Below are 24,644 nucleotides of genomic sequence, written 5' to 3'. Positions count from 1 at the left end.
CCGGCTGGCCGAAAATAGCCGCCCCCGCCGTACCGGACCGCCCATGAAGAGCAAGCAGGAAATCGTCGACAACTGGCTGCCGCGCTACACCGGCGTGCCCCTGGACCAGTTCGGCCAGCACATCCTGCTGACCAACTTCGGGGGCTACCTGCACACCTTTTCCGAACTGACCGGCGCCCCCGTCATCGGCCTGGACCGGCCGATGGCCAGTGCCACCATCGATGGCATCACCATGATCAACTTCGGCATGGGCAGCCCCAATGCCGCGATCATCATGGACCTGCTGTCGGCGGTGATGCCCAAGGCGGTGCTGTTCCTGGGCAAGTGCGGTGGCCTGAAGCGCAAGAACCAGCTGGGCGACCTGGTGCTGCCGATCGCTGCGATCCGTGGCGAGGGTACCTCGGGTGACTACCTGCCGCCGGAAGTGCCGGCGCTGCCGGCGTTCGCGCTGCAGCGGGCGGTGTCGACCATGATCCGCGACCTCGGCCACGACTACTGGACGGGCACGGTCTACACCACCAACCGCCGGGTCTGGGAGCACGACGAGGCGTTCAAGGAACGGCTGCGGGCGATGCGCTGCATGGCCATCGACATGGAGACCGCCACGGTGTTCGCCGCCGGCTTTGCCAACCATATTCCCAGTGGCGCGCTGCTGCTGGTGTCGGACCAGCCGATGATCCCCGACGGGGTCAAGACCGAGGCCTCCGATGCCAAGGTCAGCTCCCAGTTCGTGGAAAACCATATCCAGATCGGTATCGAGGCGCTTAAGCTTATCCGGCGCAACGGCAAGTCGGTCCGCCACATGCGCTTCGACGAATGATGATGGCCTGGCGCGGCGCGCCGGCCCTGGGGAGTAGGTGATGGACGTTGCCGCGCAAGTGGTGGAATTCTGGAAGGAAGCGGGCCCTGCGAAGTGGTTCGCCCGCGACGATGTGTTCGACGCGCAGTTCCGCCAGTTGTTTCTGGATGAGCATTTCGCTGCGGCGTCGCGCGCGCGCGAGCATTGGCTGGGCAGTGCCGAAGGGGCATTGGCGCTGATGCTGCTGCTGGACCAGTTCCCGCGCAACTGCTTCCGTGGGACCGCCCATTCCTACGCCACCGATGGCCTGGCGCGGCATTACGCCATGCGTGCGATCGAAGAAGGCCTGGACCTGCAGCTGGTCCCGAAGCTGCGCGCCTTCATCTACCTGCCATTCGAGCACTCCGAGGATCCGATGGACCAGGACCGTTCGGTGGCGATGTTCGACGTGCTGGGTGACAAGGAATACCTGCAGTACGCTGAACTGCACCGCGACATCATCCGCCGCTTCGGCCGTTTCCCGCATCGCAATGCCGTGCTCGGTCGCTTCCCGACGGCGGAAGAGCTGGATTACCTGGCCGAAGGTGGTTTCACCGGGTAGATCCACGCCAGGCGTGGATGCAGAAAACGCCGGCGAATGCCGGCGTTTTCTGTGGTGGGGTCAGAGCCCTTTCCTGCGGAAAGGGGATCCGACCCCATGCTGCGGCCGATCAGTACTTCGGCACGCCGTTATCGACATCTTCCGACCAGGCATTGATGCCGCCGGTGACGTTGAACACCTTGGTGAAGCCCAGTGCACGGAACTGCTCGGCAGCCTGTGCGCTGCGGCCGCCGTGGTGGCACAGGAAGGCCAGTGCGGTGTCCTTCGGCAGGGCTTCCAGCTCGGCGCGGCCATTGCCGTCGAAGCTCTTGAACGGCACGCCGACGGCGGCGATGGCGCGCTCGTCGGCCGGGCGCACGTCCACCAGGGTGATGTTGCCGGCGCGCACCAGGTCATCGGCATCACGCACGCTGATTTCCTGCACCGGCTTCGGCGCGTTCGGGTTGTCGATCGCCAGGCCCTTGCCGCGGATGTCGTCCACCCAGTCGATGGTGATGCCGTTGGCGCGACGGGCGCTGGACAGGTCGAACTGCACGCGCAGGCCGTTGGACTCGGCAGCGATCGCGCCTTCGTCATGCGGGGCCAGCTGGAAGTTCGGCTGGAAGCCGGCATCGATGGTCAGCTGCAGGGCGGCACCCGGGGCGTCGGCCAGCGCGCCCTTGAGCATTTCCACGGCAGCCGGGGTGACGGTGATGCTCGGCGGGGTGCGGTCCGGTGCGGCCAGGCCCAGCACGCTGCTCAGCTCGCCGCTGGCGGCCATCTGCAGCACGATGTCGCTGCCGCCGACCAGTTCGCCGTCGATGTACAGCTGCGGGATGGTCGGCCAGTCGCCGTAGGCCTTGATGCCTTCACGGATTTCCTGGTCAGCCAGCACGTTGACGTGGGCGAACTCGACGCCCAGGTCCTGCAGGGCGCCCACGGCCTTGGCCGAGAAACCACACTGCGGCATCGACGGCTGGCCCTTCATGAACAGCACGACGCGGTTGGCGTTGAGGATGGATTCGATGCGCGAACGCAGGGCGGGATCGAGGGACATGGACGTCGGGGTTCCGGGAATTCGAATCATCAATTCTACCCCCCATGGCATCATGGGGGATGAGCAACGCAGGAACATTGCATCGCATCCCCGGCCGGCCCTGGCGCTGGTTGCCCTGGCTGGTAGCGTCGCAGCTGGCCGTGATCCTGGTCTGGGCCCTGGCCGGTTGGGCCTGGGGGGTAATGCTGATGGTGGCCAGCCATGCACTGTTCATGGTGCCGGTGTTCCTGCCCAACAGCCGTTTCTATGCGCCGGTACTGAGCCGGGTACCGGACCCCGGCAAGAGTGTCTGGCTGACGATCGATGACGGCCCCAGCGCGGAAACCCCTGCCGTGCTGGATCTGCTGGACCGCCACCAGGCGCGTGCCACCTTCTTCCTCGTAGGCGAGCGCGCGCTGGCGCAGCCTGAACTGGTGGCCGAGATCCTGCGCCGTGGCCACGATCTCGGCAATCACAGTCTCAGCCACCCGCAGGCCCGATTCTGGCGCCTGGGTCCAGCGGCGATGCGGGCGGAGATCGAAGGCTGCCAGCATGCGCTGCAGGCCCTGAGCGGGCATCCGGTGCGCTGGTATCGCTCGGTGGTGGGCATGACCAACCCGTTCGTGGCGCCGGTGTTGAAGGCGCTCGGCCTGGTGCGCGTGGGCTGGAGTGCCCGTGGCTATGACGGCGTTGGTTGCACGCCGGAGGGTGTGCTGGCGCGGCTGTTGCCTGACCTGCGCCCCGGCGCGATCGTGCTGCTGCATGAAGGCGCCGCCCACGGCCACAACCTGGTGATCATCGCGCGCGTGCTGCAGGCGCTGGACGAACGCGGGCTGAAAGCGCAGCCGCCGGTCCCGTAACGCCGGCCCTGGTGATGTAGAGCAGTCGAGCATGGGCTCGGCTCTACAAGGGAGGCGCTACTGTAACGCCCGAGCCGATGCTCGGGTGGCGGTACGCAGCACCGGAAAAACGTCGCAGCCCGGCTCTACAGCGCGGGGCGTTCGGCCACCAGCAGCCAGCTGTTGAACGGCGTACGCCCATGCAGCGGCCGGGGGGCGGTCACCTGCAATCCAGCTTCGGCAAGCGTCGTCTGCAGCACGTCCGGATCGGGGTAGTGCCGCGGCCGCGTGCGCATCCAGCCGACCAGCCAGGCCAACCGGTCGGCCACCCGCGTGGTGCGGTCGCGGCCATCGCCGGTGGCCAGTGGCGTACGCAGCAGCAGACGGCCGCCGGGGCCCACCCGCGCACTGGCCACGCGCAGCAGTGCCTGCTGTCGGCCCGCGTCCAGGTAGTGCAGCACGTCCAGCAGCAGGACATGCCCGGCCTGCGCCGGCAGTGGCGCCTGCACGTCCGCGCAGTCGAAGCGCACGTCAGGCAGCTCGACGGCGGCACGTTGCGCGCGGGTGATCTTGCCGGCATCCACGTCCACCCCGACGTAGCCCCGGGTGCCGCCGCGCTGGCGCAGCACATGGGCGAACAGGCCCAGCCCGCACCCCAGGTCCAGTACCGGCTGCGCGTCATCCGGAAGGTGTCGCAGCACGCCGTCGTAGAGTGGGTCGCTGCAGAGCTTGCTGAGGGTGTAGTAGTAATCGCGACGGTTGCCCAAGGCGTGTGCCGGGCGGAACGCCTCGGCAATCGAACGGGCCTGTAGGGCTGACAGTGGCGTGCAGGGCAGGGGCGGGCCGTTCCGTGGCGTGCCGCCCATCGACTCAGTCCGTGCCGCCAAGCAGATGCGCGGCCACCGGCAATGCCCGCGCGCTCCACAACGCGTACATCCGCGCCGAGGGATGCAGGCCGTCGTCGGCGATCATCGCCGGATCGTCGCCCTGTGCACGGCTGATATCGGTGATGTCGACGAAGGCCACGCCCTGCTGGGTGCTGATCACCTCGGCGGCGGCGTTGAACTCGTCGGTTTCGATCTCGATCGCGGCCAGGTCGCGGCCGCTGCCGGCACCGAACGGCGTCGCACCCCAGTCGGGAAACGACAGCACCAGCACACGCTCGGGGCGGCCACCGGCGAAGCCGATTGCCCGCTGCAGCAGGGCCTGGAACTGGAGACGGTACTCGTCCAGCGGACGCCCGCGGTACTGGTTGTTGACGCCGATCAGCAGGCTGACGAAATCGAACGGGCCCTGCGCTGCGGCCGCGTCGATGCCGGCATCGAGCTCGTCGGTCGTCCAGCCGGTGGTCGCAATGGTCTGCGGATCGGACAGGTCGATGCCCTGCGCACGCAGCGCCGCGGCCAGCTGGTGCGGCCAGCGGCCTTCGATCGCAACCGCTTCACCGATGGTGTACGAATCGCCGAGCGCCAGGTAGGACAATGCCACGGCTCAGGCCACCGAACGGCGCGGCTTCAGCGGCACGACCTTGGTCGCATCCTCGGCACGGCGCGCCAGCACACGGTCGATGCGGGCGAACACATCGCGCATCACCGAAGCTTCCGGCATCAGGGTCACGCGGAAATGATGGCGGTAGGGCACGTTGAAGCTCGAGCCCGGCACCACCAGCACGCCTTCGTTGTTCATCAGGTCCAGCGCGAAGTTGTGGTCGTCGAAGCCCTTCGCAGCGGCACCGACCACGGCCGGGAACGCATACAGCGCGCCGGCCGGTGCGACCAGCGACAGGTGCTCGCTGGCTTCGCAGGCTTCGATCACCGCGCGGCGGGTTTCATACAGGCGGCCGCCTGGCGTGCACAGCTCGGAGATGGTGTCCGGACCGTTCACCGCCGCCTCGATGGCGTACTGGCCCGGCACGTTGGCACACAGGCGCAGCGCGCCCAACAGGTCCAGCGCGGCGCGGAAGTCGCCCAGCCGGGCATCGTCACCGCTGAGGTGGGCCCAGCCCACGCGCCAGCCGCAGGCGCGGTGCACCTTGCTCAGGCCGCTGAAGGTCAGGCACGGGTGGTCGCCGGCCAGCGGCGCGACCGGCTGGAACACCGCGTCGTCGTACAGGATCTGGTCGTAGATCTCATCGACCAGCAGCAGCAGGTTGTGGCGGCGCGCGATTTCCACCACCCGCTCCAGCAGCTCGCGCGGATAGCTGGCGCCGCTGGGGTTGTTCGGATTGATCAGCACGATGGCGCGGGTGCGCGAAGAGACCAGCGTCTCGATCTCGCTCGGGTCCGGCTGGAAGCCGTTCTCCGGCGCGCAGCGGTAGTACACCGGCCGTCCATCGTTGAGGATGGTCGAGGCCGACCACAGCGGGTAGTCGGGCGAGGGCACCAGCACTTCGTCGCCCGGGTTGAGCAGCGCGCGCAGCGACAGGTCGATCAGTTCGCTGACGCCGTTGCCGAGGAAGACACGGTCAGGGTGCGCATCGGGCGCGTCACGACGGGCGTAGTAGCTGGCGATGGCTTCGCGCGCCATCGGCAGGCCCTGCTGGTGGGTGTACGGGTCGGTGCGGCCCATGTCGTCGGCGATCGCGCGCTGCAGGTGCTCGGGCGCGCGGAAACCGAAAGCGCCCGGGTTGCCGATGTTGAGCTTGATCAGCTTGCGGCCCTGCGCCTCCAGCTCCCGGGCTCGCCGCGCCAGTTCTCCGCGGATTTCGTAGCGCACTTCGGAAAGGCGCTCGCGGATGGCCAGGGGCTTGGGCGAGTTGGTGGACATGGGCGCTGGGCCGTCAAAAGGCATGGGACTTCCATCCTACCGGAATTGCTGCACTGCATGGCAAGGGCGCAGGGCTTGCCGTTATTGGGCTGGCAGGGCATCGGCACAGGTAGAATGGTGGCGATGACCCAGACCCCCGATTTCACCGCCCTGCAGACCATCGGCTGGCCCTGGCCTGGCCCGGCGCAGCAGGCCGACTGGCAGGCCGCGATGGCCGCGCACCCGCAGGCCCGCCCGGCGCGGGTGATCGAACAGCACCGCACCCACTACGTGGTGGCCGATGGCCCGGACGCCTCGATCAAGGCCGAGTCGCTGCCCGAATGGCAGCGCCCGCGTTTCCCCAGCCATGAACGGCCGGCGGTGGGCGACTGGGTGCTGCTCGACGGCATCCGCATCGTCGCCCTGCTGCCGCGGCGTACCGCGATCAAGCGCGGTGCGGCCGGCGAGCATTACCACCAGCAGGTGATCGCGGCCAACATCGATACGGTGTTCATCGTCTGTGGCCTGGACGCCGACTTCAATCCGCGCCGCATCGAGCGCTACCTGCTGCTGGTCGGCGGTGGCGGCGCGGAACCGGTGGTGGTGCTGACCAAGGCCGACCAGACCGAATACAGCGAGGACGCACTGGCGGTGCTGGAAGAGCTGGAGATGCAGGGCATTGCCCTGCATGCGATCAACGGCCTGGATGCCGACAGCGTTGCCGTGCTGCAACCGTGGCTGGGGCCGGGCCGCACGGTGGTGCTGGTGGGTTCGTCGGGTGCTGGCAAATCCACGCTGACCAACACCCTGCTCGGCGAGCAGCGCATGAAGACCAACGCGGTGCGCGCCAACGATTCGCGCGGCCGCCACACCACTACCCATCGCGCGCTGATGCCGCTGCCGACGGGTGCCTGCCTGATCGACACCCCCGGCATGCGCGAGCTGAAGCCGACCGGTGAAGAAACGCTGTCCGAAGGTGGCTTCGCCGATATCGAAGCGCTGGCCGCACAGTGCCGCTTCAACGACTGCAAGCACCAGCAGGAACCGGGCTGTGCGGTACGTGCCGCGATCGAGGCCGGCGAGATCGAAGAGAGCCGCCTGCTGAACTACTTCAAGCTGAAGGAAGAAGTGGCCGCCGCCGCGGCCAAGCTGGCCGTGCGCCAGGCCGAGACCGCGCAGGAGCGTGGTGGCAGGAAGGGCAAGGGCCAGCAGTTCCGTCCGGCAGGCAAGCCGCGTAGGCGGTAACAAGGCAGCCGAGCATGGGCTCTGCTCTACACTTGGTTCGCGGTGGAATCATTCCCTGTAGCGCCCGAGCCGATGCTCGGGCGGCGGCGCACTGCGCCGGATACGGCAGGGCGCTATAGTCCGCCCATGGAACCGACCGCAACGCTGGATCGTGATGTGGCCCACCATGCAGCGCTCGACGCGCGCCTGGTCGAGGCCGTCGGGGGCATCCGCCTGCTCGGCCTGACCAGCTGGCCGGCCACGCTGCAGGCACCTTTCCTGGAAAGTGTGGCACGTGGGCAACCGGTGCTGCCGAAGGTGGACTACCCGCGACTGGATTTCAGCGAAGAGCGCCGCGCGCTGGCCGCGATCGCCGCCGACTGCGATGACACGCATCCGCTGGGCCACTACGTGCGGCAGTCGGCGCAGAGCTGGGACCTGGCCGCGCAGCTGCTGGAAGGTCTGGGAACCGCGGCGGTCGATACCTGTTCAGTACAGCTGTTCGGCGCGCCCGAGCAGCCGCTGCCGGGCAATGGCCCGAGCACGCGCGAAGCCGCGCGTCACTTCATCCAGATTGCTGCCGAACTCGATCACGAACTGCTGGCGCCGGAAGAGCAGGTGCCGGTCTCGGCCATTGCCCTGCAGCTGCAGCTGCAGAACGACCTCGATGCGTTCTTCGAATCGCGCATCATCCAGGTGCAGCTGGATCCGGAGCTGGTGTCCAAGGCCGCTGCCGGCCCGACCCGCATCCGCCTGCGCACCAGTGCGCGCTTCAGCGCCTACGACCGCGCGCAGCTGTTCCACCATGAAGCACTGGTGCATTCGCTGACCGCATTGAACGGTCGGGAACAGCAGGTGCTGCCCAGCCTGGCATTGTCGTCGCCGCGAGTGACCGCTACCCAGGAAGGGTTGGCGACGTTTGCCGAGCAGATCACCGGCAGCATCGACATCGAGCGCCTGAAGCGCATCAGCCTGCGCACCGAAGCGATCGCGATGGCCCGCGAAGGCGCCGACTTCATCGAGGTGTTCCACTACTTCTGCGATGCCGGGCAGAACGCCGAGGAGAGCTTCGCTTCGGCGCAGCGCGTGTTCCGTGGGGTACCGCCGAGTGGCGGCCTGGCCTTTACCAAAGACACGGTGTATCTGCGCGGCCTGGTGTCCGTGCACACCTTCTTCCGCCACATGCTGGCCGAGGACCGCCTGCAGGTCTGCCGCTGGTTGTTCGCCGGCAAGATGAGCCTGGCCGATGCGATCGCGTTCTCGCCGCTGTTCGAAGCGGGTGTGCTGAAGCCGCCGCGCTGGCTGCCGCACTGGGTGAGCCGGGCGAACGGCCTGGCCGGGATGCTGGCGTTCTCGCTGTTCGCCAACCGGATACGGATGGACCAGCTGGCGCCGGAATGAAATGCGTTGGCGGGATGATGCGCTGGCGCCTCGATTGATATCGCTGGGCGGCGGTGGCGCACCCTGGCCAGGACACGCCGTAAACCCATCCATGGGGGCTCGATCGGCGCATCCATGCGCCTCACGGTCCTGGCCAGGGTGCGCCACCGCCGCCAGACAGTTTCCCGCGCGGGCGGCAGCACATCACCGCGCCGAAGGAATTGCGCTTGAAGAGCTTGAAAAGCAAAGAGCCGGGCAATGCCCGGCTCTTTGCTTTTGCTCTTGCTTTCCATTGCCTCCGCGCCGGCGCAGGGAATTGTCGAGCGAGGTGGGACGGGCCGAGGCAGGACCGTGAGGCGCATGGATGCGCCGACCGAGCCTACATGGACGTACTTGCGGCGGGTCCTGCCTCGGCCCGTCCCACCTCGCCCCGCTGCGGTATTGATGCGCCGCAGCGCCCGCTTTTGATTTAGAACTCCGCCGCCACCGTCATGAACAACTGCCGCGGCGCGCTCGCATGGATCGCATACCGCGTGCCCTTCGGATCGGTCGGCGCGAACGAACTCAGCTGGCCCGCATAGCGCTTGTTGGTCAGGTTGGTCGCGTTCAACGACACCCGCACGTTGCGCAGGCCCAGGCCCGGGCCGAAGTCGTAGCCCGCGCCGGCGTCGAAGGTGGTCACGCCCGGCACCGACTGGTCGTTGGTGTAGGTGTAGTAGCGCTTGCCGGTGTACTTGGCACGCAGGCTGGCGAAGAAGCCGTCGCGGTTCCAGCTGATCTCGCTGGAGGCCATGCGCTGCGGCGTATCCACCGTGATCTTGCCGGCTACCGGCACGATCGCGCCGCCCGAGGTGTAGTCATCCTCGTAGGTGGTCTTGTTCCAGGACAGCGCGTTGTACCACTGCAGGCCGTCGATCGGCTTGAGGATGAAGGTCAGCTCCGCACCGTGGCTCTTCACCGAACCGACGTTGATGAAGCGCGTCACGCACTCCGGACGCGTACCGACTTCGATGCTCGAGCACGGGTTCAGCGACAGCAGGCGATTGTCAAACTTCACGTTGTAGGCGGCGATCGAGGCCTGGTACTTCTCACCGAAGGTGCGGAAGCCGGCTTCCAGGCTCTTGGACTTCTCCGGCTCCAGGCCGGCGCTGGCCGCAAACGATTCCGGCGACACCTGCAGCGGGCCACCGCTGCCACCACCGACGAACGCGGCGATGTTCTCGGCGTACGAGGCGAACAGCTCGTTGTTGGCGTTGAGCTTGAAGCCCAGACCCACCTGCGGCAGCACCGATTCCTTGGCGGTCAGCGTGCCCGAGGCGATGCTGGTTTCCACGCCAGGCTTGGCGGTGGCGCGCATGCGGGTGTTCGGGCTCTTGATGCCGACATCCACGGTCAGGCGCTGGTCCAGGAAGCGCATGCGGTCCTGCACGTAGAACTGGCGCGTGCGGATGTCGAAGTCCTGGTTGAACAGCAGGCGGTCCGGGTTCTTCAGGTACAGGTCGTCCAGGAACGGGCCGCTGATGTAGTAGAAGTTGCGGGAGACGTTATGGTCGTTCTGCTCGTACCACAGCCCGGCCTCCAGCTCGTGGATGCCCACCGTCCACGACAGCGCGGCGGTCAGGCCATCGCGGTTGATCGTGTAGTTGGTGCTGCGGATCGAGATCGGCAGCATTTTGTCGGTGCCCGGGTAGGACGGCTGGCCCGGGGCCCACCAGTGGCCCTGGCCACGGTTGTCATGGTGGTAGGCCAGCAGCTTCAGGCGGCCCTGCTCGCCGAGGCGCAGATCGGCATCGACCGAGTACAGGTTGTCGTCGCGCAGCGCACGGCTCTGGTAGTAGGCATCGTCGATGCTGTTGACGCCGCCGCTGAACTTGCAGCGTGCCTTGTTGTAGGTGCCCGGTGCGCAGTACGCGGCAGCGACGGCGCGGTCCCAGTCCGGTGCATAGATGTTCCAGTCGTAGCCCAGCCCGCGTGCCAGCATGTCCTTGGACAGGTAGGCGTAGTTGGCCTGGCTGGCGCGCGAGGTGGCCACGAACGCACCGAAGCGGTGGTCGCCGACATTCCACACCGCCTTGGCATTGAACTGGCGCGTGGTCTGGTTCTGGTACGGCGCGGCCCACATGTCCTGGTCCTGGTGCACGCCGGAGACATAGGCCGAGAAGCCGTTGATGTCGCCGGTATCCACGCGCAGGTAGCCGCGACGCTGGTTGTTGTCACCCACGGTGACGCTGGCCCGTCCACCGAATTCGGTGGACGGGTCCATCGAGAAGTACTGGATGGTGCCGCCCAGGTTGCTGGTCGACGCCACGCCCAGCGAGCCGATGCCCTGCGACAGTTCGGCGCCGGCCAGGTTCTCGGCGATGATCGCGCGGGCGATGCTCAGGCCGTTGTAGTTGCCGTAGCTGTTGTCACCCAGCGGAATGCCATCGAGCGTATAGCCCAGGCGGCTCTTGTCGAAGCCGCGCAGGCTGATGGTCTGCGATTCCTCGTTGGCGCCGAAGGCATCGTTGGACTGCACCGACACGCCCGGCAGGCGATCGAGGATCTTCTGGCCGCTGGTGCCCGGCGGCAGAACCTGCTTGTCGACGGCGGTGATGCGCTGCACCTGGCGGGTCTCGCCCTGGCCGATCACGGAGACGGTATCCAGCGTCTGCGCGCTCAGCGCGGCGTCGGTGCTGGCGTTGGCGCCGGTGTCGGACACGGTGGCGGCATGTGCGCTGGCGGCGGCGGAGAGCGCGATCGCCACGGCGATCGTCAGGTGTCGGGTCTGCATGGTGGTCCGTTGCATTGGGGGTGGTCACCGGCATGCGTGCGCGGTGCATGGCCACTATGCGAACGGAACATGAAACCTTCTTTACGAAAATCCAACGAACGAGGCACGGCAATCGTGAGAACCACCTGCGAGACGCAACGGTGATCCACGCCGGGGAACAGATAGCTGATCCAGCGATCAGCCTCGGCGTAGCTCAGCGTCAGTACCTGTTCCGGCGCATGACCACTGGGCGGACGTACGCGATCGGGGCGGCCGAAGCGCTGATTGACCTGCTGGCGGGTCACGCAGGCACCGCCGATGCCCAGGCGCACGGACTGCACGCGTTGATGGTCCGGGTGCAGCGTCACCACGCCGGCCGTGACCCGCAGCGGCGGTGAAAGCGGCATCGAAGGCAATGTCAGGTGCGGCGGCGCCGCGCGCGTTTCGATGGCCGCCGCTGGCGCAGGAATGACCGAATGCAGGTCGGCAAGCCGTGGTGTGCGCGGCCATGGCGCCGCCCAGCGCCGGCTCAGTTCCACCAGCCGGTCGGCCTGCATCTCATCAGCCATGGGCATCGCAGCCGGGGTAGCCGCCACGCACAGCGCGGGCAACAGCATCATCGCGATGGTCCACCCCCAGGGCTGCATGCGCACACTCCCGGTGCCTGGCTCGTCGCCGGTATAGCACGGGCGCAGTACAGGCAGAAAAAAGGGGCCGGATCCCCCTCGCATGCGAAGGTTCTCCGGCCCCGGCGCACTCCGTGGGGGAGGGCTTAGCCCATGTACAGGCCACCATTGACGGCGTAGTCGGCACCGGTCACATACGAGGCTTCATCCGACGCCAGCCAGGCGCACAGGCCGGCCACTTCCTCGGGGCGGCCCAGGCGACGCACCGGCACCGACGCCGCCAGCCGGTCCAGCACATCCGGCGGGAAGCTGCTGATCGCCTGGCTGGCGATGTAGCCTGGCGACAGCGTGTTGACGGTGACGCCGCGCGAAGCCACTTCGGCGGCCAGCGCACGGCTGAAGCCATGCATCGCGGCCTTGGCGGTGGCGTAGTTCACCTGGCCGATCTGGCCCTTGTGGGCGCTGACCGAGCCGATGTTGATGATGCGGCCCCAGCCGCGCGTGGCCATGCCGTCGACCACCTGCTTGGTCAGGTTGAACAGTGCGTTGAGGTTGGAGGCGATCACCGCGTTCCAGTCCTCCACCGTCATCTGCCGGAACAGCAGGTCGCGGCTGCCGCCGGAGTTGTTGACCAGTACATCGACCTCACCGACTTCGGCGCGGACCTTGGCGAACGCCGCGCTGGTCGAGACCCAGTCGGTCGCGTTGCCTTCGGAGGCGATGAAGTCGAAGCCCTGTTCGCGCTGCTCGCGCAGCCAGTTGGCCTTGCGCGGCGAGTTCGGCGCGCAGCCGGCAACCACGGTGTGGCCGCTGCGGGCCAGGCTCTGGCAGATGGCAGTGCCGACACTGCCCATTCCACTGGTGACGTAAGCGATTCGAAGCGTCATTGCAGAAGGCTCCTTGGCAAAGGGTCAGGCGGCGAGGGGATACAGGCCGAACAGCAGGCTGCCGATCATCAGCAGCATCGAGATGGCGATGGCCCACTTCAGGGTGAACTTCTGGTGGTCGGCGAATTCGACCTTGGCCAGGCCCACCAGCAGGTAGGTGGACGGCACCAGCGGGCTGAGCAGATGCACCGGTTGGCCGGCCAGCGATGCACGCGCCATTTCCACCGGGGTGATGCCGTAGTTGCCGGCGGCCTCGGACAGGATCGGCAGCACGCCGAAGTAGAAGGCATCGTTGGACATGAAGAAGGTGAACGGCATCGACGCCACAGCGGTGATCACCGCCAGGTACGGTCCCCACGATTCCGGGATCACGGCCAGGAAGCTGTGGGACATCGCTTCGACCATGCCGGTGTTGTTGAGGATGCCGGTGAAGATGCCCGCAGCGAAGATCAGCGACACCACCGACAGCACGTTGCCGGCGTGGTTGACCACGCGGCGGCGCTGTTCGGCCAGGTTAGGGTAGTTGATCACCAGCGCGATGGCGAAGCCGACCATGAACAGCACCGGCATCGGCAGCACGCCGATGATCAGCGCAGTCATCAGCGCTACGGTCAGGGCCAGGTTCACCCACAGCAGCTTCGGCCGCTTGATGTCTTCGGCGTCCTCCACCGACGGCAGCGCGTTGTTGTCATCGGACACGCTGTTGTCCATCCAGCTGCCACCCTGCGGCAGGGTTACCACGCCCAGGCGGCGGCGTTCCTTCAGGCCCAGGTACCAGGCCAGCAGCAGCACGCCGGCACAGGCGATCACCATCGAAGGGATCAGCGGCACGAACACATCGGCCGGGTCCACGTGCAGCGCGGTGGCCGCGCGTGCGGTCGGGCCGCCCCACGGGGTCAGGTTCATCACGCCGCCGGCCAGGATGGTCACGCAGGTCATGTTCAGCGCGTTCATGCCGAGGCGCTGGTACAGCGGCAGCATCGCCGAGACGGTGATCATGTAGGTGGTCGAGCCATCACCATCGAGCGAGATCAGCATCGCCAGCACCGCGGTGCCGAGTACGATCTTCATCGGATCGCCCTTGACGAAGCGCAGGATCACCCGCACCAGCGGATCGAACAGGCCGGCATCGATCATCACGCCGAAGTAGAGGATGGCGAACATCAGCATCACGCCGGTGGGCGCGATCTTCTTGATGCCCTCCAGCATCATCTCGTCGATGCCGGCGCCGAACCCGCCGATCAGCGCGAACAGGATGGGGATGGTGATCAGGGCGACGAGCGGCGACAGGCGCTTGCTCATGATCAAGTACATGAACGTAATGACCATGCCAAAGCCGAGGATGCTCAGCATCATCTGCGGACTCCTTGCGAAAACAGGACGTGGGTGAGTGGAAGGGGCCCGGGCGGCATGCCCGGGAATCCGGGCTTAGAAGTCGTACTGCAGGCGGCCGGTGACCGCGCGCGTGCGATCCACCGTCACCCCGGCCAGGCGGTCGCGGTTGCGGCTTTCGATCAGGTTGAGCATGAAGCGCAGGTTGTCGCGCAGGTACCAGTTGCCACCCAGCGTCCACGCTTCGGTGCTGCCGCGACGCAGGTCCGGTGCGCCATCGAGATGCTGCGCGCCCCACATCTGGTCATAGCGCAGCGCCACTTCGAAGGCGCCGGCCTTGTGGCGGATGTCCTTCACCCGCGCGAAGCGGCCGGTCTTGCGGTCGTAGGCGCGGCTTTCGCCGGTGACGAACCAGCTGACCATGCCGTAGGCGGCCATCACGTCGCCACGCTGCGCGCCGTCATCGAAGGTGGCGCCGCTGAACTCGCCCTGCCACGAGAGCGGGCCGCGCACCTGCGCGTACTCCAGCGACCACTTGTTGACGTCGGTATCGCGGCCGGTGGAGAAGTCGACCAGGGTCAGGCGGCTGTTGTCGGACAGGTGGCCGGCCGGGCGCGGGCGGATCTTCAGGCCCGGAACGCCGTTAGCGCCGGGGTTGTCATAGGCCTCGCGGGCCAGCGACAGGCCCAGGTGCAGCACGTCACCGTCGGCGGGCGAGGGCGCCCAGGTAACGCGACCACCGGCGGCGCGGCCCTTCACCTGCCAGGCATCGATGCTTTCCAGGCTGTAGATGCTGGCCGCCCAGGTGAAGTCACCCGGATTGGCCTGCCACGACGCGCCCAGGCGGTACAGCGGTGCCAGCGTGGTGCCGGCGTTGCCGCGCTCCAGGAAGCTGCCGTAGTTGGAGCTGGTGCGGTCATCCAGCGAGAAATACTGCTTGAACTGGCCGACGGTGAGTTTGCCGGCCTTGCCGAAGCTGCGCGCCAGGTATACATCCTTGGCCTCGACGCGGTCGCCGGAGAAATCGGCCTCCAGCTTGTAGTCGACTACGAAGAACTTGCCGGACACGTCAACCCACGCGCGGCGGATTTCGGTGTCGTCCTTGTTCGGGGCGCCGCGGTTGTCGTTGTCGAAGGTGGCGAAGTCCAGGTGCAGGCGGCCACCCAGGGTGGCGGTGACCGGACGATCGTCTTCGGCAGCGAAGGCCGGCGCCGACAGGGCCGCCAGCGCCATCATGGCGGCAGGACGCCGCCAGGCAAACGTGAATTCCACAAACCCTCCCAGGTGCGCGCCAGGCGCGCGGCAATCGTGGGCACCGGACGGTGCGCGGCCGCAGTCTGGGTCGCCGTAGCTGTCATCGTCCTGTCAGCGGTTTGTGCGGTGCAGCGTAAAAGGCCGCCGGGCACGCCCCGGCGCTACCCATGTGGTGTATCCCGGGAGCGCCGGTCCATGACCGGCGGGCGGACCCGGCGCCATGCGGTAGCATTCGCTTCCCCTCCCACCGTCGTGCCCATGCGCCTGCTGCTGGTCGAAGACAACCCGGATCTGGCCGATGCGATCATCCGTCGCATGCGTCGCAGTGGGCATGCCGTGGACTGGCAGGCCGATGGCCTGGCCGCCGCCAGCGTGCTGCGCTACCAGAGCTTCGACCTGGTGGTGCTGGACATCGGCCTGCCCAAGCTCGACGGCCTGCGCGTGCTGGCCGGCATGCGCGAGCGCGGCGACAGTACGCCGGTGCTGATGCTGACCGCGCGCGATGGCATCGAAGACCGCGTGCAGGCACTGGACGTCGGTGCAGATGACTACCTGGGCAAGCCGTTCGATTTCCGTGAATTCGAAGCGCGCTGCCGCGTGCTGCTGCGGCGCGCGCGTGGCCAGGCCAGCGAAGTGGTGCAGATCGGCGGCTTCCAGTTCGACAACGCAGCGCACCGGGTCACGCTCGACGGCGAGCCGATCGAGCTGCCCAACCGCGAATATCGGCTGCTGGAGATCCTGGTCGGCCGGCTGGGCCAGGTGGTGGGCAAGGACGAGATCGGCAACGGCCTGTTCGGCTTCGATGACGAGGCTGGGCCGAATGCCATCGAGCTGTATGTTGGTCGCCTGAGAAAGAAACTGGCCGGCGCACCGCTGCGCATCACTACCGTGCGCGGCGTCGGCTACCTGCTGGAAGCCAGTGATGGCAGCGCCGACGCCGATGGCTGACGTACGCGCTGCGAACGCGGCACCGGGCTCGCTGCGCCGCACGCTGCTGCTCTACCTCGGTGCATTGCTGGCAGTGTTCGCGGTGGCACTGCTGTTCGCCGCGCGCGACTATGGCCAGCGCGCGGCGAACCGTTCCTACGATCACCTGCTGGTGTCTTCGGCGCTGTCCATCGCCGATTCGGTGGCGCTGGTCGACGGCCAGTGGCAGGTCGATCTGCCCTACGCCGCGCTGGATCTGCTGGCGATGGCCCCGGAAGACCGCGTGTTCTATCGCGTGGCCGACAGCCGCGGCAACCTGATCACCGGCTATGGCGAGCTGCCGGCACCGCCGCGTCGCCCCGGCACGCAGCCGCAACTGTTCGATGCCACCTACAGCGGCGAGACCGTGCGCTTCGTGGTGGTCGGCCGCAGCTTCGCCGCGGCGTCGGCGCAGGGCGAAGTGCAGGTGCAGGTGGGCCAGACCCGACGCGCGCGCGAAGCGGTCGCGCAGGACATGGTCAATCGCGCACTGCTGGCGATCGGCGTGCTGTCCGGCCTGCTGCTGGCGCTGGTGGCCTTTGGCGTGCACCGCGCGTTCCGCCCACTGGTGCGGGTGGAACGCGAGCTGTCGCGCCGCGAACCGTCCGACCTGAAGCCCCTCGACGCGCGCGTGCCGCGCGAGATGGACCAGATGGTGGCAGCGTTGAACCGCTTCATGGAGCGCCTGTCCAGCAGCAACGAGACACTGCGCGCGTTCATGGCCGAGGCCGCGCACCAGATGCGCACGCCGTTGGCGGCGCTGCGTGCGCAGGCACAGCTGGCGCTCGATGATGACGATCCGGACGACATGCGCCGCAGCCTGCAGGCGATCGAGCGCAATGCCACCCATATGAGCCGCCTGCTCAACCAGCTGCTCAGCGATGCCAGTGTGATCCACCGTTCGCACCTGCAGCGTTTTGCCGCGGTGGACCTGGCCGATACCGTGCACCAGGCGTTGCATGAAGCCTTGCCGCAGGCCGGACCGGCGCCGCGCGTGCAACTGGCGATGACCGCCGAGCCGGTGCAGGTGCACGGCGACGCGCTGCTGCTGCGCGAGGCGATCAAGAACCTGGTCGACAACGCACTGAAGTACGGCGGCGACGGTCCGTTGCAGATCGCGTTGACCGTCGACGGCGGACAAGCGGTGCTGACCATCGCCGACCACGGTGCGGGGATCGCGGCCGCCGATGCCGAGCGCGTCTTCGAACGCTTCGCACGTGGCGACGGAGCACCGTCTGGAGGCGCGGGGCTGGGCCTAGCCATCGTCAAGCGCGTGGTCGACAGCCACGGCGGCCGTATCGATCTGAGCAATCGTCCGCAGGGGGGGCTGATCGCCACCATCCGCCTGCCCCGGAGTACGCCATGATCCGCCTGTTCGTCGCTGCCGTTGCCCTGCTGCTGGCCCTGCCGGTATTGGCCGCGCCCGGCGACGTGCGCCGTTTTCCTGCGAAGGGGGCCGCGACGGCGCAGCTGCGCATCCACGGCACCACCGATATCGAAGTGTTCGCGGTGGTGATCGCCGATTACCAGCGCCTGCATCCCGGCACCGAAGTGGTGTACGAGGACATCATCACCCAGGACCTGTACGCGCGTTACCTGCATGACCGCACCGGGCCGGCGTCGCCGGACCTGCTGATCTCCAGTGGCATGGACCTGCAGACCAAGCTGGTCAACGATGGCCACGCCCTGCCGCATCGCTCGGCGCAGACCGCTGCGCTGCCGGGCTGGGCGCAGTGGCGCAACGAGGCGTTCGGCATCAGCTACGAGCCGGTGGTGATGGTCTACAACACCCGCGCGATGGCCGCGGCGAAGGTGCCGCACACGCGCCGCCAGCTGCTTGACCGCCTGCGTGCCGAAGGCGCGCCACTGCGCGGCAGGGTCGGCACCTATGACATCGAGCGCAGCAGCGTCGGCTACCTGCTGGCGACCCAGGATGCACAGCGCGGCAGCATCGCCGGCGCGTTGCTGGGCGCACTCGGCGACAACGACGTGGTGCGCGAGGAACGCACCGGCGTGCTGCTGGACCAGGTTGCCAGCGGCCAGCTGTCACTGGTCTACAACGTGCTCGGCTCCTACGCGCAGGCGCGTGTCGATGCCGGCGCGCCGCTGGCCATCGTCGAGCCCGAGGACTATACGCTGGTGGTACTGCGCACCGCAGTGATCCCGCGTACCGGCCCACACCCGGAAGAAGCCCGGCGCTTCCTCGATTACCTGCTGTCGCCGCGCGGCCAGCAGGTACTGTCGCGCGAAGCGCGGCTGATGCCGATCGTGACCGGCAACGCGCGCGGCGACGATGCCCCCGGCCGCAGCCGCCGCCCGATCCAGCTCGGCCCGGGCCTGCTGGTGTACCTGGATGCGCTCAAGCGCCGCCAGTTCCTGGACGCCTGGCGCAGCAGCGTGGAGCCGGCCGGGCGCTGACCTATCGCTTCATGAATGGAGCTGTCGGCCGATATCCATGATCCTTCCCTTTGAAGCGGAACGAGGATGGATGCAAGCAGGTTGGCCACGATTGCCATCGAGTCCGGCAGAAGGTTCGATGTCCTTCTACGCTGGGCAGCGCTTCATCGTTGGCGGCGTCTGTGCATTGTTTTCGCGTTCGCATCGCTGCTGGTATCCGGCTACTGCGTGATTCTTCTGGTGTCATTCCACCAATCGACTCAGGAAGGGGCTGAAGGGGTAGAGCGGTATGAGCGAGCCTTGCAGGAGGATCTTGTAAAGGCGGGTATGGAATCTGCAGAACAGTGTTCCATCGCACGTCAGTCAGGATCGACAGATGCTGAAGTTCACTGCCCAGCTGCAGAACGTCTATACGCGGAGGCGCGTCTGGGGATACTCGAAGAACGTCGCCAAGAAGTACTGGCTGCGAAGGCTTACTCGGCAATGGTGCTGGACTATCTGCAGCAGTTGCGGCGGATCGAGATGGCGTGGGACAGGGATCACATTTCAGGGGTTCATGGGAAGTGGATGAAAGCCTTGGTAAGTCCTCTCGGTGTGGCTCTGGCAATGGCAGTGCAGCTGCTGCTCTATGTCGCTGTGGTTGTCCGCATTGAGCAGTTGGCGCATACCGCGAGCATGGCCATCTCTCGTCCTCCGGAAACTGATCAGCCGGTGGAGGACGACTTGGTGGTGGGAGACGTGCCAAACTTGCCTCATGAGCGAATACACCATCCTGATCGCCGATGACCACCCGCTGCTGCGTTCGGCGGTGGTGCAGTCCTTGCGGCAGAGCCTGCCGCTGGCGCAGGTGCGCGAGGTCGCCAGCGCCGAGGCATTGGCCGAAGCACTCGACGCGCACCCGGATGTGGACCTGGTGCTGCTCGACCTGACCATGCCCGGCGCACACGGTTTTTCCGCGCTGCTGCACGTGCGCGGCTCGCATCCGGACATTCCGGTGGTGATCCTCTCGTCCAACGATCATCCACGGGTGATCCGCCGCGCCCAGCAGTTCGGCGCCGCTGGCTTCATCCCGAAGTCGGCCCCCGCCGAGACCATCGGCGAGGCGGTGCAGGCGGTACTTGATGGTGGCCTGTGGTTCCCGGCGATGGCCGCTGAACGTTCCGAGGCTGATGCGTTGCTGGCCAGCCGCCTGGCGCAGCTGACGCCGCAGCAGTTCCGGGTGCTGCTGTGCCTGGCCGATGGCCTGCTCAACAAGCAGATCGCCTACACGCTGGGGTTGGCCGAGAACACGGTGAAGGTGCATGTCACCGCGATCCTGAAGAAGCTCGAATGCCACAGCCGCACACAGGCGGCGGTGCTGGTGAAGGCGCTGGAGCCGGAAGGCGACGCCGGCGCGGGGCTGTAGTTTCCAGCCAACGGCGCAGCCCCTTGTGGGTGGTGAGTCGATACAGTCGACTGTTAGTCGACTTGCGCCGTGCGTGGCCATGCCTGGCCGGTCGGGTTGGGTGCGCGGGGGACGCAGCGCTGACAGATTTCGGTGGCCCGTCACCCGCGGATAAGAAAAAGAAAATCAAAAGCAAAAGCAGCCTGGCAGGCCGCCTTTTGTAGAGCCGAGCCCACGCTCGGCTGCTTTGCGGCCGATCCGCGAAGCCGAGCATGGGCTCGGCTCTACACGAGCAAGCGCAGCGCGCGACCCGCTTTTGATCTTATTTTCTTCTTCGTGGGTGCAGGCCACCGAAATCTGTCGGAGGCTGGTCGGGTTGGGTGCGCGGGGGTGTCTGATCTGGCCCCCCGTCAGCGGACGCCAAGAAGCGATACTTTGATCGCACTTGGAGGTCCCTTATGTCCCGTCTCACCCGTCGTAGCTACACCGATGAGTTCAAGCACCAAGCCGTGGAGTTGGCCGAGTCGCTCGGGCCTGCCGCAGCGGCCCGTCAGCTAGAGATGTCGGTCAAGACGCTGGCAAATTGGCTTGACGCGGTCCGTGCTGGCCGGTCGTTGACCTCTGAGGCTCGCAGGCCGGCCACCGATCTGGAAAGCGAGATCAGCCGCCTTCGGGCCGAGAACGCCAATCTGAAGATGGAGCGGGAAATCCTAAAAAAAGCGGCGGCGTTCTTTGCCAGAGAGTCCAAGTGAGGTACGCCTTCGTCGCCAGTCAAAGGACTCACTACCCGACTAGGTTGTTGTGTCGGGTTCTTGGAGTTTCTATCTCTGGATTCCATGACTACCTGCGCCGGCAGTGTGCCCAAACGTGCGATGTCGATTCGGCCCTCCGTACCGAGCTTCGGGCCATTCATGTGACCAGCAAGCGCAGTTATGGGCGACGTCGGCTGGTCGAGGCCTTACGAGCCAGGAATCACCCGGTCGGCCACAAGCGCGTGGCACGGCTAATGGCCCAGGAGCGAATCCAGGGCAAGACCAAAGGCCGATCTCGACCCAAGTCCTCCGGCGGCTCATCTCAGCTCGCCCCCAACCTGCTGGATCGGCAATTTGCCCCCGGAACCGGACCGACGGCGTGGGTCGGGGATATCACGTATGTCCCCACCCGTCAGGGATGGCTGCATCTGGCCGTGGTCATCAGCGTCCAGACCCGGCAGGTGCTGGGCTACAGCGTTTCCAAGCGCCTGACTGAAGAGCTGGTGGTGAAAGCATTTGCCAATGCTTGGGCTCTGCATCCACAACGACCCGGCCTGATCTTCCATTCAGATCGTGGTGGGCAGTACTGGGGGAACCAGTTTCGCCAGCTGCTGCAGTCCCATGACGTGGTCCAAAGCATGAGCCGGCCTGGCAATTGCTGGGACAACGCGGTGGCCGAGAGCTTCTTTGCGACGCTCAAGACAGAAGAGGCTGCCGAGCCTTACGCCAGTAGGGAACAAGCCAGCCAATCCATCGCTGCTTACATCCACGGCTTCTATAATCCAGCCCGGCTACACTCGGCGCTGGGCTATCGCTCGCCTAACAACTACGCCCGGCAGCTCCCGGCTGTCGCATGAAACGGCTTCATGGCGTCCGTTTTCAGGGGGCCAGATCAGTCAGCCGCATGGATGCGGCTGCCAAGCCTCCAGGGACGGATTCACGGCGCCCCCCGCGCACCCAGCCCGACCGGTCCACCCACGGCTTTTGCTTTCCACGACCAACCAGACACCACCCACGAGGGGCTGCGCCGTTGGCTGGAAACTACCCGCGATGGCGGATCAGCAACTGACTCATCAGCGCCCGCAGCGCCGGCGGCTTCACCGGCTTGGCCATCATTCCCCAACCGCGCTCGGCGGCCATCTCGCGCAGCCCGGCATCGCGCTCTGCAGTGACCAGCACTACCGGCGGGCGCGCCCGCCACAGCTCCGCCAAGGTCTCGTACAACACCGGCCCGTGGTGATCACCCATGCGCACATCCAGCAGCACCAGCTCCGGCACCGTTTCGACACTGGCCAGCTGCAACGCGGCCTGCGGGCCATCGGCCAGCATCACCTCGCAGCCCCAGCGCTCCAGCAGTGCACGGCTGGCTGCGCAGACGTGCGGATCATCATCGATCACCCACACCCGGCGCCCGCGCAGTGGATTGTCCGCAGCCGGTTCCTGCACCAGCACCGGCGCCGGTGCCTTGGCAGGAATCGCGCTGGCCTCGCCGAACGGCACGCCCACCGCGAACACGCTGCCCTGGCCCAGCTGTGAACGCAGCCGGATCGGATGGCCGAGCAGGCGGCCGATGCGGTCGACGATGGCCAGGCCGAGACCGGCGCCGCGCTGCTGGCCGTCGTGCAGGCGGCGGAATTCCTCGAAGATTTCGCCCTGCAACGCGTCCGGAATGCCAGGGCCCTGGTCGTGCACTTCGATCCACAGCAACCCTTCACGGCGACGGCAGCCAAGCAGCACGCGACCACGCTCGCTGTAGCGCAGGGCATTGGACAGGAAGTTCTGCAGGATGCGACGCAACAGCGCTTCATCGCTGACCACCACCGCAGCGGTATCGACCCAGTCGACTACCAGGCCACGGGACTGTGCGGCGATGCCGAACTCGCGCGCCAGCGTCTGCAGCAGCGGGCCCAGCCGGAACGCCTGTACGCGCGTGGGCAGGCTGCCCGATTCCAGTCGCGCGATATCCAGCAGGCTGTTGAGGATGGCGTCCTGCGCAGCCAGCGCGGCATCAATGTGGTCGCTGGTCTGCTGCTGCGCCGGGTCGCTCAGCTTGCCGCGCAGCACCGAGACGAACATGCGTGCAGCGTTGAGTGGCTGCAGCAGGTCGTGCACGGCCGAGGCGACGAAACGGGTCTTGTAGCGGTTGGCCTGTTCGGCTTCACGGCGTGCTTCGTCCAGGTCACGGGTGCGCTCGGCGATGCGGTGCTCCAGCGCATCGGCCAGCGAACGCAGTTCGCGCGCGGCGTTCTTGTAGCTGGTGATGTCGGCATAGCTGGTGACGAAACCGCCGTCGGGCAGCGGATTGCCACGGATCTCCAGCACCGTGCCGTCGTCCTTCTCGCTTTCGCGCATGTGCGGGCGACCGCTGCGCAGGTGGTTCAGGCGACGCTCGATGGCTTCGTCCACCGGGCCGGGACCGAGCAGGCCACGGCGTGCATTGAAACGGAACAGTTCCTCGATCGGCCGGCCGACGCGAACCAGGTCTGCCGGGAACCGGAACAGTTCCAGATAGCGCGCATTCCATGCCACCAGCCGCAGCTCGCGGTCGATCACCACCACGCCCTGCGGCAGGTGCGCCAGGCTGCGGCTGAGGCCGCTGTCAGCGTCGGTTGCAGCCTGCAGCAGGCCATCCTGTGCGGTGCGCAGTTCCTGTGCATGCTGCTTGAGCAGGGTTTCGAGTTCGCGGCGGCTGCGCAGGCGGTGTTTGGCCAGGCGCCGGCGCTGCTGCACGAACAGCACCAGGAAGCCCAGCGCCAGCCATGCGGCACCGCCGGTGAGTGCGGCCGCGCGCCCGGCAGATGTGGCTGCACTGGCATCGTGCAGCAGGTGCAGGTTCCAGCCTTCGGCGGGCAGCGGCAGGCTCTGCCACAGCATCGGCTGCGGCAACGTCGGGTCCAGCAGGCGCACCATGCGGCCGCCATCGGCCAGCACGTCTTCGGTACGCGCACGCAGTGGTTGCAATGCGCGGTCGGCGTACTGGCGGGCATCGAGCATCTCGCGGCGCTCGTCGGCGCCCAGCGGGCGCAGCAGCCGGTAGCGCCAGCTGTCGCGATTGGCGAGGAAGACCACGTCGTGATCGTCGCTGGCCAGCACCACGTCCGGACTGCTCAACCATTCCTGTTCCAGTGCGGACAGCTCGACCTTGATCACCACCACGCCCAGCCGCTGGCCATCTTCCTCGATCGCCTGCGACAGGTAGTAGCCGGGCACACCGGTGGTCATGCCGATGCCGTAGAAGCGGCCACGGCCCTTGGCCAGCGCCTGACGGTAATAGGGGCGGTAGCTGTAGTTCTCGCCGACATTGGTGGTCGGCTGGTCCCAGTTGCTCGCTGCGACCGCCACGCCGTCGTGGCCGACCAGGGTCAGGGTCGAGGCCCGGGTGACCTCATTGGCGCGTTGCAGCTTGAGGTTCAGCCGCTGCCGTTCGGCAGGCGAGGGCGGTACGCGCAGGGCATGCAGCAGGTCCGGATCAAGCGCCAGCACCTGCGGCAGCGTGCCGAAGCGGTCGATGCGCTGTTGCAGGCCCTGGCCATACAACTGCAGTTGGCGTTGTACCTGGCTGCTTTCCTGGCCCAGTGCGCGGCGCCAGGCGTAGTGGCCTGCGGCGACGGCACACAGCACGGTGCCGCCGACCATCACCAGGACGGTCAGCAACAGCATCCGATGGCGGTTGAGCCAGTACATGGCGGCA

Annotated in this window: 22 protein-coding genes and 1 pseudogene; 13 read left to right on the top strand and 10 right to left on the bottom strand. The window is 67.0% G+C overall.

What is annotated here, in order from left to right; genetic code table 11:
• Positions 1–43 precede the first annotated feature (43 nt).
• Complete coding sequence (locus QP512_RS17025; protein WP_286069834.1) at positions 44–820, top strand: AMP nucleosidase; 777 nt, start codon at positions 44–46, stop codon at positions 818–820.
• A gap of 40 nt (positions 821–860) precedes the next feature.
• Entirely contained in the window at positions 861–1,400 is a 540-nt protein-coding gene (locus tag QP512_RS17020; protein WP_286069832.1) for a DUF924 family protein, read from the top strand.
• Between the two features lie 109 nt (positions 1,401–1,509).
• Here QP512_RS17020 and grxD read toward each other — a convergent pair whose 3' ends face one another.
• Positions 1,510–2,436 carry a Grx4 family monothiol glutaredoxin gene (gene grxD / locus QP512_RS17015; protein WP_286069831.1) on the bottom strand — a complete coding sequence of 309 codons (927 nt, stop codon included), beginning with the start codon at positions 2,434–2,436 and terminating at the stop codon, positions 1,510–1,512.
• A 59-nt stretch (positions 2,437–2,495) separates the two neighbouring features.
• On the opposite strand from grxD, the gene QP512_RS17010 reads away from it, so the two are divergent.
• Positions 2,496–3,275, top strand: coding sequence for a polysaccharide deacetylase family protein (locus QP512_RS17010; protein WP_286069830.1), 780 nt, complete (start codon positions 2,496–2,498; stop codon positions 3,273–3,275).
• Positions 3,276–3,400: 125 nt separating this feature from the next.
• Here the strand turns inward: QP512_RS17010 and QP512_RS17005 are convergent, their stop codons facing one another.
• The 3 genes from QP512_RS17005 to QP512_RS16995 are packed head-to-tail and all read right to left on the bottom strand — an operon-like array spanning position 3,401 to position 6,020.
• Entirely contained in the window at positions 3,401–4,120 is a 720-nt protein-coding gene (locus QP512_RS17005; protein WP_286069829.1) for a class I SAM-dependent methyltransferase, read from the bottom strand.
• Between the two features lie 4 nt (positions 4,121–4,124).
• The gene (locus QP512_RS17000) at positions 4,125–4,742 is read right to left on the bottom strand and encodes an SGNH/GDSL hydrolase family protein (protein ID WP_286069828.1); all 618 of its coding nucleotides are present in this window, start codon (positions 4,740–4,742) and stop codon (positions 4,125–4,127) included.
• Between the two features lie 3 nt (positions 4,743–4,745).
• The gene (locus tag QP512_RS16995) at positions 4,746–6,020 is read right to left on the bottom strand and encodes a pyridoxal phosphate-dependent aminotransferase (protein ID WP_286069827.1); all 1,275 of its coding nucleotides are present in this window, start codon (positions 6,018–6,020) and stop codon (positions 4,746–4,748) included.
• A gap of 114 nt (positions 6,021–6,134) precedes the next feature.
• On the opposite strand from QP512_RS16995, the gene rsgA reads away from it, so the two are divergent.
• Together rsgA and QP512_RS16985 are read left to right on the top strand one after the other, a co-directional pair.
• Positions 6,135–7,244 (top strand): ribosome small subunit-dependent GTPase A, encoded by a 1,110-nt coding sequence (gene rsgA / locus QP512_RS16990; protein ID WP_286069826.1) that lies wholly within the window; start codon positions 6,135–6,137, stop codon positions 7,242–7,244.
• A gap of 126 nt (positions 7,245–7,370) precedes the next feature.
• On the top strand, positions 7,371–8,624 hold the full coding sequence (locus tag QP512_RS16985) for a flavohemoglobin expression-modulating QEGLA motif protein (RefSeq protein ID WP_286069825.1): 1,254 nt from the start codon (positions 7,371–7,373) through the stop codon (positions 8,622–8,624).
• Between the two features lie 448 nt (positions 8,625–9,072).
• Here QP512_RS16985 and QP512_RS16980 read toward each other — a convergent pair whose 3' ends face one another.
• The 5 genes from QP512_RS16980 to QP512_RS16960 all read right to left on the bottom strand — a co-directional run bounded on the left by QP512_RS16980 (position 9,073) and on the right by QP512_RS16960 (position 15,436).
• On the bottom strand, positions 9,073–11,376 hold the full coding sequence (locus QP512_RS16980; protein ID WP_286069824.1) for a TonB-dependent receptor: 2,304 nt from the start codon (positions 11,374–11,376) through the stop codon (positions 9,073–9,075).
• On the bottom strand, positions 11,358–11,912 hold the full coding sequence (locus QP512_RS16975) for a hypothetical protein (RefSeq protein WP_286069823.1): 555 nt from the start codon (positions 11,910–11,912) through the stop codon (positions 11,358–11,360). Before QP512_RS16975 ends, QP512_RS16980 begins: the two co-directional genes overlap by 19 nt.
• A gap of 215 nt (positions 11,913–12,127) precedes the next feature.
• Positions 12,128–12,868 (bottom strand): acetoacetyl-CoA reductase, encoded by a 741-nt coding sequence (phbB, locus tag QP512_RS16970; protein ID WP_286069821.1) that lies wholly within the window; start codon positions 12,866–12,868, stop codon positions 12,128–12,130.
• 24 nt (positions 12,869–12,892) lie between these two features.
• Positions 12,893–14,221: a CitMHS family transporter gene (locus QP512_RS16965; protein WP_088480529.1), complete on the bottom strand. Its 1,329-nt coding sequence runs from the start codon at positions 14,219–14,221 to the stop codon at positions 12,893–12,895.
• Between the two features lie 75 nt (positions 14,222–14,296).
• Positions 14,297–15,436 carry a porin gene (locus QP512_RS16960; protein ID WP_286072060.1) on the bottom strand — a complete coding sequence of 380 codons (1,140 nt, stop codon included), beginning with the start codon at positions 15,434–15,436 and terminating at the stop codon, positions 14,297–14,299.
• A gap of 276 nt (positions 15,437–15,712) precedes the next feature.
• Here QP512_RS16960 and QP512_RS16955 point away from each other — a divergent pair, with 276 nt between their 5' ends.
• The 8 genes and pseudogenes from QP512_RS16955 (at position 15,713) to QP512_RS16920 (ending at position 21,810) form a co-directional block, all read left to right on the top strand.
• On the top strand, positions 15,713–16,402 hold the full coding sequence (locus tag QP512_RS16955; protein WP_049435331.1) for a response regulator transcription factor: 690 nt from the start codon (positions 15,713–15,715) through the stop codon (positions 16,400–16,402).
• A gap of 127 nt (positions 16,403–16,529) precedes the next feature.
• Positions 16,530–16,838 (top strand): annotated as a pseudogene (locus QP512_RS16950) (sensor histidine kinase N-terminal domain-containing protein); the annotation flags it as partial.
• 57 nt (positions 16,839–16,895) lie between these two features.
• Positions 16,896–17,786, top strand: a complete 891-nt coding sequence (locus tag QP512_RS16945; protein WP_345783121.1) for a HAMP domain-containing sensor histidine kinase — start codon at positions 16,896–16,898, stop codon at positions 17,784–17,786.
• Positions 17,783–18,838 carry an ABC transporter substrate-binding protein gene (locus tag QP512_RS16940; RefSeq protein ID WP_286069820.1) on the top strand — a complete coding sequence of 352 codons (1,056 nt, stop codon included), beginning with the start codon at positions 17,783–17,785 and terminating at the stop codon, positions 18,836–18,838. Before QP512_RS16945 ends, QP512_RS16940 begins: the two co-directional genes overlap by 4 nt.
• Positions 18,839–18,919: 81 nt before the next feature.
• Positions 18,920–19,603: a hypothetical protein gene (locus QP512_RS16935; RefSeq protein WP_286069818.1), complete on the top strand. Its 684-nt coding sequence runs from the start codon at positions 18,920–18,922 to the stop codon at positions 19,601–19,603.
• Positions 19,572–20,222, top strand: coding sequence for a response regulator transcription factor (locus tag QP512_RS16930; protein ID WP_008268765.1), 651 nt, complete (start codon positions 19,572–19,574; stop codon positions 20,220–20,222). Before QP512_RS16935 ends, QP512_RS16930 begins: the two co-directional genes overlap by 32 nt.
• A 437-nt stretch (positions 20,223–20,659) precedes the next feature.
• Positions 20,660–20,953 carry a transposase gene (locus tag QP512_RS16925; protein WP_286069090.1) on the top strand — a complete coding sequence of 98 codons (294 nt, stop codon included), beginning with the start codon at positions 20,660–20,662 and terminating at the stop codon, positions 20,951–20,953.
• Positions 20,950–21,810 carry an IS3 family transposase gene (locus QP512_RS16920; RefSeq protein ID WP_286069091.1) on the top strand — a complete coding sequence of 287 codons (861 nt, stop codon included), beginning with the start codon at positions 20,950–20,952 and terminating at the stop codon, positions 21,808–21,810. Before QP512_RS16925 ends, QP512_RS16920 begins: the two co-directional genes overlap by 4 nt.
• A 184-nt stretch (positions 21,811–21,994) precedes the next feature.
• On the opposite strand, the gene QP512_RS16915 is transcribed toward QP512_RS16920, so the two are convergent.
• Positions 21,995–24,637 (bottom strand): PAS-domain containing protein, encoded by a 2,643-nt coding sequence (locus tag QP512_RS16915; protein ID WP_286069817.1) that lies wholly within the window; start codon positions 24,635–24,637, stop codon positions 21,995–21,997.
• Between the last annotated feature and the right edge of the window lie 7 nt (positions 24,638–24,644).

The organism is Stenotrophomonas sp. 57 (genome assembly GCF_030291075.1).
Taxonomy (GTDB): domain Bacteria; phylum Pseudomonadota; class Gammaproteobacteria; order Xanthomonadales; family Xanthomonadaceae; genus Stenotrophomonas.
Note: the sequence above shows the minus strand (reverse complement) of the source record. Positions and strands in the feature narration are given on the sequence as shown.

Bases quoted from the DNA above. Each gene is read 5' to 3' on its own strand.
- QP512_RS16975 (WP_286069823.1), bottom strand. From the start codon at position 11,912: ATGCAGGCCGACCGGCTGGTGGAACTGAGCCGGCGCTGGGCGGCGCCA.
- grxD (WP_286069831.1), bottom strand. From the start codon at position 2,436: ATGTCCCTCGATCCCGCCCTGCGTTCGCGCATCGAATCCATCCTCAAC.
- QP512_RS16915 (WP_286069817.1), bottom strand. From the start codon at position 24,637: ATGTACTGGCTCAACCGCCATCGGATGCTGTTGCTGACCGTCCTGGTG.
- QP512_RS16980 (WP_286069824.1), bottom strand. From the start codon at position 11,376: ATGCAGACCCGACACCTGACGATCGCCGTGGCGATCGCGCTCTCCGCC.
- QP512_RS17010 (WP_286069830.1), top strand. From the start codon at position 2,496: ATGAGCAACGCAGGAACATTGCATCGCATCCCCGGCCGGCCCTGGCGC.
- QP512_RS17020 (WP_286069832.1), top strand. From the start codon at position 861: ATGGACGTTGCCGCGCAAGTGGTGGAATTCTGGAAGGAAGCGGGCCCT.
- QP512_RS16995 (WP_286069827.1), bottom strand. From the start codon at position 6,020: ATGTCCACCAACTCGCCCAAGCCCCTGGCCATCCGCGAGCGCCTTTCC.
- rsgA (WP_286069826.1), top strand. From the start codon at position 6,135: ATGGTGGCGATGACCCAGACCCCCGATTTCACCGCCCTGCAGACCATC.
- phbB (WP_286069821.1), bottom strand. From the start codon at position 12,868: ATGACGCTTCGAATCGCTTACGTCACCAGTGGAATGGGCAGTGTCGGC.
- QP512_RS17005 (WP_286069829.1), bottom strand. From the start codon at position 4,120: ATGGGCGGCACGCCACGGAACGGCCCGCCCCTGCCCTGCACGCCACTG.
- QP512_RS16925 (WP_286069090.1), top strand. From the start codon at position 20,660: ATGTCCCGTCTCACCCGTCGTAGCTACACCGATGAGTTCAAGCACCAA.
- QP512_RS16985 (WP_286069825.1), top strand. From the start codon at position 7,371: ATGGAACCGACCGCAACGCTGGATCGTGATGTGGCCCACCATGCAGCG.
- QP512_RS16955 (WP_049435331.1), top strand. From the start codon at position 15,713: ATGCGCCTGCTGCTGGTCGAAGACAACCCGGATCTGGCCGATGCGATC.
- QP512_RS17025 (WP_286069834.1), top strand. From the start codon at position 44: ATGAAGAGCAAGCAGGAAATCGTCGACAACTGGCTGCCGCGCTACACC.
- QP512_RS16965 (WP_088480529.1), bottom strand. From the start codon at position 14,221: ATGCTGAGCATCCTCGGCTTTGGCATGGTCATTACGTTCATGTACTTG.
- QP512_RS16930 (WP_008268765.1), top strand. From the start codon at position 19,572: ATGAGCGAATACACCATCCTGATCGCCGATGACCACCCGCTGCTGCGT.
- QP512_RS16940 (WP_286069820.1), top strand. From the start codon at position 17,783: ATGATCCGCCTGTTCGTCGCTGCCGTTGCCCTGCTGCTGGCCCTGCCG.
- QP512_RS16945 (WP_345783121.1), top strand. From the start codon at position 16,896: ATGGTCAATCGCGCACTGCTGGCGATCGGCGTGCTGTCCGGCCTGCTG.
- QP512_RS16960 (WP_286072060.1), bottom strand. From the start codon at position 15,436: ATGATGGCGCTGGCGGCCCTGTCGGCGCCGGCCTTCGCTGCCGAAGAC.